The 12,578-nt window shown below is 43.9% G+C and carries 15 protein-coding genes; all 15 read right to left on the reverse strand.

Features of this window, described 5'->3' with window-relative positions; translation table 11 throughout:
* Positions 1-255 precede the first annotated feature (255 nt).
* Positions 256-426 carry a hypothetical protein gene (locus PHI12_06140; protein MDD5510367.1) on the reverse strand — a complete coding sequence of 57 codons (171 nt, stop codon included), beginning with the start codon at positions 424-426 and terminating at the stop codon, positions 256-258.
* Between the two features lie 516 nt (positions 427-942).
* Complete coding sequence (locus PHI12_06145; GenBank protein ID MDD5510368.1) at positions 943-1,293, reverse strand: RNA-binding protein; 351 nt, start codon at positions 1,291-1,293, stop codon at positions 943-945.
* A 274-nt stretch (positions 1,294-1,567) separates the two neighbouring features.
* Positions 1,568-1,858: an Lrp/AsnC ligand binding domain-containing protein gene (locus PHI12_06150; GenBank protein ID MDD5510369.1), complete on the reverse strand. Its 291-nt coding sequence runs from the start codon at positions 1,856-1,858 to the stop codon at positions 1,568-1,570.
* Positions 1,859-2,692: 834 nt separating this feature from the next.
* A complete protein-coding gene (locus PHI12_06155; protein MDD5510370.1) occupies positions 2,693-3,757 on the reverse strand; it encodes an ATP-grasp domain-containing protein in 1,065 nt (354 codons plus the stop codon).
* Positions 3,758-4,151: 394 nt separating this feature from the next.
* Entirely contained in the window at positions 4,152-4,310 is a 159-nt protein-coding gene (locus PHI12_06160) for a hypothetical protein (protein ID MDD5510371.1), read from the reverse strand.
* Positions 4,311-4,361: 51 nt separating this feature from the next.
* Entirely contained in the window at positions 4,362-4,571 is a 210-nt protein-coding gene (locus PHI12_06165) for a hypothetical protein (GenBank protein ID MDD5510372.1), read from the reverse strand.
* Between the two features lie 97 nt (positions 4,572-4,668).
* On the reverse strand, positions 4,669-5,688 hold the full coding sequence (locus PHI12_06170) for a universal stress protein (protein MDD5510373.1): 1,020 nt from the start codon (positions 5,686-5,688) through the stop codon (positions 4,669-4,671).
* A gap of 273 nt (positions 5,689-5,961) precedes the next feature.
* Positions 5,962-6,132 carry a hypothetical protein gene (locus PHI12_06175; GenBank protein ID MDD5510374.1) on the reverse strand — a complete coding sequence of 57 codons (171 nt, stop codon included), beginning with the start codon at positions 6,130-6,132 and terminating at the stop codon, positions 5,962-5,964.
* The gene (locus tag PHI12_06180) at positions 6,129-6,644 is read right to left on the reverse strand and encodes a hypothetical protein (protein ID MDD5510375.1); all 516 of its coding nucleotides are present in this window, start codon (positions 6,642-6,644) and stop codon (positions 6,129-6,131) included. The genes PHI12_06175 and PHI12_06180 overlap by 4 nt, the downstream gene beginning before the upstream one ends.
* A gap of 146 nt (positions 6,645-6,790) precedes the next feature.
* Positions 6,791-6,952 carry a hypothetical protein gene (locus PHI12_06185; GenBank protein MDD5510376.1) on the reverse strand — a complete coding sequence of 54 codons (162 nt, stop codon included), beginning with the start codon at positions 6,950-6,952 and terminating at the stop codon, positions 6,791-6,793.
* Between the two features lie 44 nt (positions 6,953-6,996).
* Complete coding sequence (locus tag PHI12_06190; protein MDD5510377.1) at positions 6,997-7,365, reverse strand: TraR/DksA C4-type zinc finger protein; 369 nt, start codon at positions 7,363-7,365, stop codon at positions 6,997-6,999.
* Between the two features lie 644 nt (positions 7,366-8,009).
* Positions 8,010-8,321, reverse strand: coding sequence for a hypothetical protein (locus PHI12_06195; GenBank protein MDD5510378.1), 312 nt, complete (start codon positions 8,319-8,321; stop codon positions 8,010-8,012).
* A gap of 926 nt (positions 8,322-9,247) precedes the next feature.
* Complete coding sequence (locus tag PHI12_06200) at positions 9,248-10,354, reverse strand: CfrBI family restriction endonuclease (GenBank protein MDD5510379.1); 1,107 nt, start codon at positions 10,352-10,354, stop codon at positions 9,248-9,250.
* A 29-nt stretch (positions 10,355-10,383) separates the two neighbouring features.
* Positions 10,384-11,613 (reverse strand): site-specific DNA-methyltransferase, encoded by a 1,230-nt coding sequence (locus PHI12_06205; protein ID MDD5510380.1) that lies wholly within the window; start codon positions 11,611-11,613, stop codon positions 10,384-10,386.
* A 97-nt stretch (positions 11,614-11,710) separates the two neighbouring features.
* Complete coding sequence (locus PHI12_06210) at positions 11,711-12,442, reverse strand: hypothetical protein (GenBank protein MDD5510381.1); 732 nt, start codon at positions 12,440-12,442, stop codon at positions 11,711-11,713.
* Positions 12,443-12,578: the final 136 nt, after the last annotated feature.

Below are 12,578 nucleotides of genomic sequence, written 5' to 3' on the forward strand. Positions count from 1 at the left end.
TATCCCCACCGCAACGATAACCTGGCCTTCGGGTGCATCTCTAGCCAGCTCGTAAAGCAGTCCACATACAGCATTGGGTATTTCACCTTCATTATTCGTCGTAGTGTGCCCATAAGTTTCGATGTCAACACCTGTTAAGCCAATCGCTTCGCCTTTATATTTGGCCTTTTCCTTAGATAGGACTCTAGTTTTTTGACGGACCTTCGTTCTATTTGCTTTTCTTTTCCTTCCTTTCCCAACTTTCTGCCTCCTATTCTATTCCTCGTCTTTCCTACCCTGACGGCGACGGATTTGAAGAAGCGTATCAACGAACCTCTGGATTTCCTTAAGTTGTGACCCATTCAAAGCGATGATTAGCTTCATTGTCTGGGACACTGTATCAGCACTCTGTTTTTCCGATTGTTCAACTGCTTGACCGTTGCTCATATTAAATAATCGTCTGTACACTGTTGACCCACGTTCTTTATTTGTTTCATCAAATACTCTGTTGGCAGTACAGGCACTTATTCAAACGTAAAATGCGATACGCATTCACTGCAAGCCCGTATTCACCGTAGCGAAACATATCTGTTTTAGCTTGGTATACCCGTCGTCGAAGGGACTAACCAGTTGTTAACCTTAAGGTGTCCTCTATTATCTTCCTTGTAGCCGGATCAGAATGCTTGCTCCCCATCTATCGCTAGTGACTCCCCCTGCTATAACTGATAGGTTTTCTGATGAAGCTACAGTCTATACGGCGAACGGCTTGCGGTAATATTCCGATCCACACCGGATCGATAGACTGCCCCCAATCTTGACAGATACCATAAGCCGCCATCGTCGATTATACGTGGACCTCGCTCCACATGTTGCTCTTTATCAGGGTTCTTGACGCCGATTTAGTCTAGTTCTTTGATCAATTTATTACGCTCCTGCTCCAGATTAGAGCGAATTGTACTTAGTTCAATTACCATTGTGCTCCTGCCTCCTAGCCTCATAGGCTCTCACGCTGTCGTATCTACTGAAACGGCTTATCACTCTGTTAGGTAATTTAACCTCGCTTTTTGAAAGCGGTAGCGCCTCAATAATCTTGATCACTTTGCCTTTGATTATTTTATTCGAAAGATTTCTAATCGCGGTCTTCGCCTCCGTGCCCGAAACCATTTCAACATAACCATACCTATTACTGTAATTACTGCCAATATAATTACTGCGCATAATGATGATTGATAGTACATCTCCAAAAGTCGTAAATTCTTGCCGCAATTCGTCTTCTGTAAGTTCATTTGGTAGGTTTCCTACGAAGATATTCATAGTGACTTTCTCCCTAATCATCTGTGCATAACTTACAAGCGAGGTATTCTAAGTCACTAGCCAACAAATACGTGAGTATACGGTAGTATTTCCTAGCATCCTGCTTGAATATACTTACCATTTCCGGTAACCTTATTCTGGATACCGGCGATCCCAAATAACTTCTGGTCTTAATGTGGTATAACCCGTCCGGTGTTTGCTATGCCACATCGTAGTAGATGAGTATGCACATGATACCAACAACGTAGATTCCTTTTACCTGCCGGTGTATTTATTAATTACTCACCGCCGGTAAGGCATTGCTTTCATAACAGCCTACCGACTGTCCTATACCAACACATAATACCCATCTCTCGATGCCAGGAATGCTGGCTATCTTTGAGGTGACGATATCGCCTATTTCGATCAACCCTTTAGCCTCAACCATGGCTATAATCTCGTAAGAGCCAGTAACGGCTTGGGCCAATAGTACCCCGTCTACCTTGCCAATCGCCTCTAGGATCCTGTTTCTGGCCATTGCCCCAGAAAGAGATTTGGATTTTCCTGAAATTGTCTTGATCAGCATAAAGGCCCTCTTCACCATTTCCAATCATCTCCGATATGTAATACAAGTACTCACCCTGCATGCTAGAGTGTGCGACAGCACGAAGCGTTATAGAGTTGGGTAGAATGTAACGGATATGCGAGATAACCGGGTATGGCTACGTAAAGTAGATAAGTCTATACTGCTAATGGTATAACAGTCATACGAAACTCTACGTAGCCAAAAGTCTGCTTCACTGTAACTTTGGCAATATAATTTAGTATACTCATGGGCACCTCCTGTTAATTGTCAAAGATACGCTACCACGAGAAAATGAAAGCTGAGTAGAGTTTGAACAAAATAAGGGAGTATAAAATTGCTACCAACGTTATTCTACCAAGCTGAGCAACCGTGAGCAAGCTCACAATAAGAGGTTTGCGCATGTTTGTAGCGGTTTGTGTGATACGCTAGTATGTGCCGGCTACTTTATCTCTGTTTTACTCGTGGATTCAAGGCATTTTGACCACACAAAGACTTGAATGTACTTCGGAGACACACTGGTATCGTTTTCGGTGGTATGTAATACCAATGTTAGAGTCAAATCAAAATGAAACGTCGCACCGCATTATTCAACGGGAAAATGACAGTTGAGCTTCTTAATCGGGAACTATTTGTGACTCTGTAAGAAGTCAGGGTGCTGATAGAACAGTGGCGAATAAAATACAATTAGGTGCGTCCTGATAGCGCCAGGAATAACCGACCACCGGATCTCGAAACTATCTTAACATTGGCTACGACTTAAGTGGTATCACTACTGGTGGCAGGTCATAGCCCCGTCTGAGGTCAGGGTCATCGTTCCTAACCCGTTCCTCTTGCTTAATCACTTAGCACTGAAGCTTGAACGCCTTCTACGAATGGGTGTTTGTATTTAAGCCTTTCCCCCACGTTGGATTCCTTTGCCAGATACAGTATGTCTTCGATGAAACTGTTGTAAGTAATCCCCATGGCTTCTATAAGAAACCGGGCTCCACCGCCGATAGAGATATCAGTGTTAGGATTTACATCGATAACCATGAGCCCTCCATCGCGGTTCTGTCTCATGTCAATGCTGGCATATCCTCGGCAACCCAGTGCTTTAAAAGAATCCTTTAGCAGTTCCTCTATCTCGTTCTTGAGAGAAGCATCAATATCTGCAGGGCACTGTTCTCTTGTCCCGGCGAAATATTCATCCGCCTGAACCCATTTTGCGGAATAAGTTAACAGCCTTGGCTTATCGGGAGGCAGATTGTAGATTATCTCTTCAATAGGAAAAACCATCAAAAGCGAGTTTCCAGTGACCAGTCCGCGGAACTCCCTGCCGGGTAAAAAATCCTCGATGAGCGATTGCTGCTGATATGACTGCCAGATGAATTCTACCTGATTCCGCAATGATTGAAAATCATTGACCACGCTCTTTGCCGAAAGACCATGACTGGCATGTTCGCCCAGAGGCTTGACGATGCAGGGAAATTCCAGACTAAACTCCTCGGCACAACCTGGATAGAGAACCTGCCAATCTGGGGTAGGAACGCCGTACGCCCTCAAGCATTTGTTCACCGTAGCTTTGTTTTCACATATCCTGAGGTTCTTGCTGGAACAACCGGTAAAAGATAAGCCCAACTTCTCGAGGTACAGGACAATCGCCGCCTCGCTTTCCGGCCAGCCGTCAAAACCCTCAAACAGGTTGAAAACAATGTCCACATCCAGATCATTTAACTCTTCTTCTACCAGAGAAAGCGGTGGAATCAGAGCTAAGGTAAAGGCATCGTACCCTAGTTCATGCAGTGCCCGATTCACCGCAATTACTGAATCGGTTACGCCTTCAACGGCACTGCCCTCTCCCAAGCTATGATATTTGCTGATATCAGGCTTGTTATATATAATCGCGACTCTTTCTGACACTGGTCTTACCCCCCTTTTTGATACGTTACCTGAGACCAACATCACTTTTAGTACTAACCAGTCCGCTTAAACTGATTTGCTGAGAGCTTAAGTTAATCCGTAACACGCTGTAGCCTTATTCAGTCCGGTTCATCCTGTTCTACAATTTGCATGATGTGAATCTGCCTCCGCCGAAATACCACGCGGTAAATTCCGAATCGAGTTGTCAGTAACTTTGTAACCGCTACTAATTTCAATCGTAGCCAGTACCAGGTAGGCATTCTTACCATTCTGATTCTGAGTTAGAGGTACTATCGAAACACCTAGTCTCAGCTATTGCCAATACGCTATGTTTAACCACTTGTGTATCCAGAGAGGTCATTACTCTGGCACTGAGTACCGTTTTCAAACCCAGCTACCTTGATAGTGATTCTATCTGTGCCATATCTTCTATGTCCTCTAACGAATCAGCCATCATTGCCTTCTTATCGGCAAGGAATGGACACACTGCTCTAAGTCCCGGTCTAGCTTCCACAGATTCCTTTACAGCTTTATCTTTGCCCTTGTCTTTCATATTCTCGAGCACCCAGAACCAGATATAGCCATCCACCAGGGCTACAGCGGTCTAGCCAACCAACGAAGCTATTCCAGTAGAGTAGTTGCCCTGGCCAAAACTGTAGCCGGTGAACATACTCCACGGTATGCTTACCGCCCCAAGGACAATGGTTGTTGCTTTCAGCGTAAGGTATTTATTTCGTATCTTCATCTCTGCAACCTCCACTTTAATTCGGTCAGTAGGGTGATCTACCTTATCATCACAAAGTATTCCCCTCATACTTACATCCCGTTTAGTTATGACCGCTGCCATTCAGTGAAAGCATATGGTTATATATACTTATTACTAACTAGTTACTATCTATTTACATTTTATATTACAGGGCAAGATAAGCCGTGTTTAATTTCGGGGATGATAGAATGTGTGGATCCGCTTGTCTTTCGTTGGCGGACTTCCTAATAAATTCATTGCCCTGGCACCCTTTTGTCATCTTACAAGCTCGTACCAGTAACACCGGCGTCCTCCCGGCATGCAAAACCTTGTTGGTGACGCTGCCGAAAGCCCATCTCATGACACCGCTCCAGCCATGGCTGGACATAGCGATGAGATCTATATCGTTTGCTTCAGCATAGCTGATAATCTGATCAGGCGGATAACCTGATATGATATCAATAGAACTTATCAAGCCCTTTTCTTTAAGCGACATACTCACGTTTCCCAGGTATTCAGTGGCATCAACTATTCTTTCCTCATTCCCCTTTGCTGCCTGGTCAACCAGCCCCGCTATTTCCTCAGTGATGAAGCCATGAAAACTATCGAACTGGAGCGAGGATGGTACCACTACATGAAGCAATACCAGCTCTGCATCCAATAACCGCCCCAGCATTTCAGCGGTTGGAATAGCTGCTTCTCCGGTCCTTGAACCATCTAGTGGTAACAGGATCCTTTTTATCAGCTTTTTCCTTTGTAAAGCCCTATCGTTGGCCGGAGACTTGACCAGCAACACCGATTGATGCGCGGCACGAAGGACTTTCTCTGCAATACCATTGATGATACAGGGCCCATCATCGTAGCAGCCCCGACCCGACATGATTATTAGCTCAACGTTGTTATCATCGGAATAGCGTAGGATTTCAAGAGACGGGTTTCCTGTTAAAACCTGTCCCTGAACCGCTGCTGTTTTTTCACCAAACCGGTAATTAATAATTTGTCTCACTTGTTCTGTTACTACAGCCAAGTAGTTGTGATGAAATTGCCCGGCGCATCTTGAAGTTGGTGGGGAAACTTTGACCAAAATCAATTGGCCTCCAAGTCTACCAACAACCTCTACCGCATATGGCAGGACAGTTTCCGCAGTTCTAGACCCATCCAGAGGAACCAGTATTTTTTTATACATCTAACTTCCTCCTATCATATTGAATCCACTTCTTTTTGAGATTGCTACGGGCTCTTTAACCAGTGAAGTCAGCCGGCAGGGTACTTCACATGATGCATCAGGTATTTTGCCCTGGTCTGTAAGATGCCCTGTGGTTTCAATCCCACAAGCTGTAAAGCGTGTCACCTTGACTTTCCTTTTGGTCCTTTTTTCAGATATGATGCTGTTTTTTTCAGTGCCTTCCGCTCTGCTTGCTTTTCTTTTCCTTCCTTTCCCATCTTCCTGCCTCCTATTCTATTCCTCGTCATTCCTGCCCTGACGGTGACGGATTTGAAGAAGCGTATCGACGAATCTCCGGATTTCCTTAAGTTGTGATCCGTTTAAAACGATGATTAGCTTCATTGTCTGAGACACTGCTTCAGCACTCTGTTTTTCCGATGGTTCAACCGCTTGACCGTTGCTCATATATGCGTAACCTCTTCCACTAGTGAAACATGTTCCCGGTTAACCGCTACATAAGGACTGCCGTGCTTAACCCCAGATATCTGAGAACTGATCTCAACATCTGTGACCGGGGAAAAGCGGGGGACCAAACCCAGTGAATTCCTCCGGTACCTGATCATGTGGTATTGCTCCAATCCCGTTAACGTGTAGGACGGTAAATACAACCTTATTCTTCTGAGTTGTTTTTCGATGAGAGGGATACCCGTATGATCAATTGGCCGTATGAACGAGATATCGTCTTTGTTAATACTAGCTACCTCGGCTGTCTCACGCCTTTTGAGACAATAAATATTAACTTCCTTGATACGCAGGTATTCCTCGTTGCTATCTTGTGTCGTCATGGGTAATGTATTATTGATCACATCCAGTAACCGGTAATACGGACAATTTATATATCCACTGCAAACACCGCCACCTTTCAGGTAGATCATGATCCGTAGCCAGGTTCTTTTACTCTTCTCCAGTGACGACATTCCTATCACTCTTCATTCCTCGTTTTTTCCATCAAAAACCTTTTTGCCAGTACAGGCAGTTAGTCAAGCACAAATTCTCGGATACTTTTTACAGCACCCCTTCTTTTAGCCAGCTCGTAACGCGACGCGCATTCGCTGCAGAGCCTTTATTTCCCATAGCGAACCGCCTCTGCTATCGGCCGGGCATACCCACAGTTATGGCATATCACTCTGCTAGCAGCAGGTTTACCCAATATCAGGCCGAATTTTACCGGCTGCCGAAGTTCCCGTGACATCTTCACTTTTATTGAATCAAAAGTATTGCTCATCTTGGAGACTTTTCTCCTTTCACCGAACAAACCTTTGCCCCACACTACAATCTGTACACTCTATTCAGTTTTGCAGTGCTACAGTCTATACAGTGAACAGCGTGCGGTACTACTTCCATCCGTACTGGGTTGATAGGCTTCCCGCAATCTTCACAGATGCCGTATGTCCCCACACTGATTTTGCTCAGAGCGTGCTCTACAGCAGCCAGGCTATCTTTTATATGAACCTCCAGAACAAATCGTCTCTCCATATTTATTACTGCGTCCGCCGCTTCTCCTGTTTTGTTAAAAGAACTGGCTCTTTGCTGATCTTGATCATCGCTGTCATTAGATCTTAACTGGTCTAACTCCTCCATTAATCTTTTACACTCCTGCTCAAGGTCGGATTGAATTACGCTTAATTCTGCTGCCATTTTTCTCCCCCCTGATGATTTCTTGGTTTCTCATCCTGCCATTACCGCTAGAATGGGCTACCTCTTTAGCAAATAGATTTACTTAATTATCATTTATGCTTTGTATACAGGGCTTTTTTAACTCGCACCGCCTACACGTAGGAGTATACGGTAGTATTTCCAGGCGGCCTGTCTCGATATGCTTTCCGCACCTATCGCAGATACCATATGTTCCGTCATCTACTTTCTTTAGAGTATGCTCTATATCAGATAGAATGCCTCTTTTTTCATTCTTGATGGACTCCAGTTTTTCTGAGACAGAGCTAGAGTAACCTTTTAGCATTTCCAGTTCATCGATTAAGTGTTGTCGCGCTCGTTCTAGATTCAGGCGTAGGAATGCTAATTCGATTGTCATTTTCACCCCTCCCTTGATTCATAATTATTGGCTCTGCCTCATCGACTGATCGTTTTTCTCTTGTCCGATATCGAGGTGAAGAATACTCGGCTTCATCGTAATATCTATCCTTCCCCACATGTTAAAGTCCGGATCTAACAATAACCGACTGAGATACCCAGATTCGTTGATTACAGTCAGATATCTGCAGTGAGTTAGCATCCGCATAATCCAAGTAATTCTCATAAGAGAGATTACTTGATATAAGCTGTTAACCAGTTACTTTCAAAGGTGATAGGTCGCCTTCACGATGGGCTACCACCTGTCCAGTTCCAAAACATACCGTACATCGATCAATGCAGGAAATACTGGCTATCTTTAAGATAATGGTATCTACTATCTCAGTAAATCTCTCAGCTTCAATCACGGCTATTATTTCGTAAGGTCCGGTTACGGCCTGAGCAAATATCACCCCTTCTATCTTGCCAATTACGGCAAGGAGACTATTTCTGTCCATTGCCACAAAGAAGCCCTTGGTCTTTCTTGAAGCCACATTAATCAGTACAAAAACTCTCTTCGTCATTCCCAATCGCCTTAACTGTTGTCGTAGAAATACTTCTCAGAGATAATAGGGTGCGTGGCAGCACGAAGCATAAATGAGTAGATGGGATTTAACGGCTACGCTAAACGGTGAAAGTCTCTAAATGAATGAGAAAAGAAAACTCACCAAGCGTAGCCTAAGACATGCTTTAGCGTAACTTTGGCAACATAATTCAGTACACTCATGGGCACCTCCTACTAATTGTCAAAGACACGCCAACACACAAAAGGAGTTGGGTGGATAATGAATAAAAACGTTTGGAAGGGTAGTATCACTACTGGTAATAGCATACCAGAATGAGTGGCTCTGAGCAACTTCAGAACAAGAGGTTTGCGCGTGTTTGCAGCGGTTTGTGTAGTGCGATAGTATGTGCCGATTGCTTTATCTCTGTTTTGCTCATGAATTCAGGGTGTTTAGGTCACACGAAGACTCGGGCATCTTTCAGGGGCACGCTGGTATTCTACTATGGTGGCGACCTGCCCTCCGAAAACGATACCAGTTATAATCTCATAAAAAGGGAGCATCTCTATTAACATTGGCTGTGACTTAAGAATGTGAAATCAGGAAATGCTGTAAAGCTGGAAGCAATTGTTTCTTCTCAAACAGGAGTTCGAGAACTGTCCCGAAAGGATATCCTTCATAAACATCAACATAATGAAGTCCCACCACCTAATTTAACAACCTCAACATCATTACCGCAGACTTTATATTAGTAAATTTAGCATAATTACTTAGTAGCCATGGCACATATACTGACTTGCTCTTGGCGATACATAAAATAGTCTTTTTTGTATCGGAGGGGTAAATCATTACACTTTAGTCAGGAAAGTGCAGTGGTATCTGGCATATGCCGTTGGGGAATCGGGCCAGGCCAAGGTGGATTTACTATGACTACACGAATACAAACTTTACTTAGAAACAACCTTAGTAATGAAGCTCTCTAGCGGCACATCAATCATCTTTTTCTTCAGAAACTGCTGGATTTTATCTTCTGGCATACGTGTCAGCTCGTGGGTAAACCCAGTTCTATTGTTCAATTCTAAAGCTACCTGCTTCGGCCAATACGCCATACTCATTTGAATAATTGTGCCCTGGATTGCTTTAGCAAGCTCTACTATTCTACTTCTCTTGCCTATCGTGTCTACCAATATGATTGTGCCCATGAACCATTTGGTACTTCCAAGTTCAATTTCCCTCTCAAATCTCGAAACCTTGTCTAAAGATATTTCTGGATTACCTCTACCGATGAATCCGATATCAAAACGGATTCCTTTGCCTGCTTGGTATAGAAGAGTGGCATCGCTTTCACGCTTATCGCCTATAGAAGAAAGCCAGAATACGCCTTTTGGAGTGGTTATGTTGTTCTTTGGCACAAGTTTGAAGCCAAATATGCTGAGTAATGAACCTAGAATGAGGCGCTCGAATAATTTGCCATAAGTTGATTTCTCAGAGCCACGTATTGCTAGGGTCTGAGCGCCGATGGTCTGTAGGAGCTCAATCATGAAGTTCCAGTCTACGCCCGTTTTTCCATGAGAGCCAAGTTGGAGTTCGCCTCGGAGTTTACCATAATCAGTTTCACATGTCGAGATCACATCTTCGCAAGTCTTTAAGTATTCGTCCCTGTATTTGCTTAACGAGTCAGTGCTGTCTCGCAGGACGTTCTGGGTGGCCTTATTCGTTAGTCCTAAGAACCATTGGAGGATCTGCCGTTCCTCTCCATTGAGTTTACGCTGCAATTCTTCTGAGGCAATCACAGGTAAGTGCTGAGCAAACCCTTTTGATTGCGCCTCGCCACGTATGAACATTACCAGGGTTGCAGCGTTTATTGTGGCCAGTTTCTTTCGAGTGAGGACCTCCGTTGAATCTCGGAGGTTTTTGCCGCATAAGACGTCGCATACTATGTCGCGTATGACATCCAAGCCGACCTGACGAACTACTTCTTTGCCTTTGCCAGAAACAAGTGCCCTAGCTTTCGGGGGCATCAGATTTATTACTTTACCGTTGGCATCCTTCACTGCTCACTTCTCCATAAGATATCAAGTCACTACAGTAATATATTCGACTTTGGCTCTTCGCAATTTACAAACATTACCTCCTTGACTGCCTTACCTAGCCATGAAGAAATGTTATCTGTGATAACGCTGACATATTTAGGGTCGTTTTCGATCAATACAAACCTACGTTTCAGCGAAGCTGCTACTCTACCCACAGTACCAATCCCGGCAAAAGGGTCAAGAACAACATCGTTCTTGAAAGAATAGTACTTAACAACCCTTTTGACTAGGTCATCCGGGAAAATGGCGGGGTGATTAGGATCAGAAGCCGGTTTAATATACCAGACGTTAGTTTTCTCATAGTCGTCGTCTATTTTGGATTGTCTCACTAATTCCTGATTGGGATGACATCGGATATTCCAATCGATGAGTTTGTCTGTATGTTTACGATATACTAAAACATATTCCGTGACGGGGACAGTTTTGTATTGCAGAGGATTTCTATCTGCTGCGAAGCGACGTCCCCTTCCTGTCGCCCAACCTGCACCATCCGGCTTAACCCAGATAATGTCATCAATGAAATCGAAAGACTCTTCAACGAACAGTCTATGTATGTCAAATGGGACTGCCAGTCTTTTTGATGACTCGCTTCTGGTGCTCCGGCGTATTAAAATTGGAGCAATATTGATGACAAAAAACCTACCTTCGTTTAATACTCTGTGTATACTCTGAATGACTTTCCGTAGTTTTAGAAGGTATTCCTCGTAGCTTATATAGTCGGAGTATTCTGGTCTGGCGTTGAAATATGGGGGTGAAGTAAAAACTAGGTCAACAGATTCCGCAGGTAGATCCTGTAAGACCTCTTCGCTATCACCCGAAGCAACCATGTTTCTGAGAGATGACACTTTACAATAACCATTCGTGATCCTTTTCTTGGTGGTTGTGGGTTCTATCTTTCGCAGAAGCCTAGCCTCGAGGGTATTTTGCTTTGTTGACTTATCTTCCCTGATTAACGAGGTCTTTGCATCTATAACTACCTCTCCAATCTTATCAGTAGCATTACTTGAGATTAGAGGTACTCGCCAAATGTGATAGCGGTCGTCGACTTCAGGTAGACCAAATGAAATAGCTTTTTCCAGCCCCATGTTTTGAGTCCATAACAATGCTATCTTACGGGCTTCTTCGACATTACGAACCGCGTATCTTCTTAATTCGCTGGTAGTAGAGATTCTCATAGAAATAGCCTCCTCCCTCACCATTGCAACAATTATAACACCCATCTTGATGACTGTCAGCAACTACTGTGAAGTCGGTGCCCGTCACACGAAACGTCACAATGTTTGGGCAATATCGTGGCACAGCAAGCTACCAGTACAATCAGGTCAAGAACTTGATGCCGAAGATATCGTCCAGATCTCTAGTTAGATTGCTGACTTTTTCCTGCAAGAGCAGGTTTTTCTTAAAGAATTGGTTGAATTGACCTACCAGGAAGAACAATACGTTAGCGCAGACCTGGTTAGCTAGATTTAAGGAGGAATGAATACCCTCCTCACGTAATTCATCACCTAGCAATGTAGAGGACCCTGGCTTCGCGAGAGCAGAGTAAGACCGTGCGGTGGCTAGTGGATGTGCCCCTCCTTTACTCAGACGGTCAAGCAATCTTATAAGCTCTTGAACCGGTGGAGCCAAAGTGAAATTATGAGGTTTCCTGTAATTGCCATTTCGAAGCCATTCCCGAGCAACCTCAGCGCTATAAGCAGCGGTGTTTGCCCAACGCAGAGCTTCAGCTACATTACGTAAACATGAATTTACAACGGACAGGTATCCATGGAGCAGGTTTAATCGCATTGCTTGCAGGTTATCTAGGGCTTGAAACATCAAGAAAGCTGGTACCATAAAACGTATAAGTTCTTCGTTCTGGCTATTCTTTAGTTCCTTAATCGTCAGGCCGGTTCCCTTTCTAGCTTTACCCAAATCATTTACATAAACCGATATAACGTTTATTTGTCGCTCGAGTAGGCTAATCTCATTTTTGAAATTGCTGCGTATGCCCCAACTGCATCCTTCTTCTAACTGGTCTAACCAACGTAAAGGTAGATCTTCTGGCATTTCTACTAGCTCCTGGGTTACACCCAACTAAATTGCTTCCGGTTGGTCAGAATTATATATCATAATCAAATTTTTATCTAAAACAGCCAGCCATTTTATTTTATTGCGTAATCTATTCTATCCACCCTTGCTTTTC

It is taken from the genome of Dehalococcoidales bacterium (genome assembly GCA_028716225.1).
In the GTDB taxonomy this organism is placed as follows: domain Bacteria; phylum Chloroflexota; class Dehalococcoidia; order Dehalococcoidales; family UBA5760; genus UBA5760.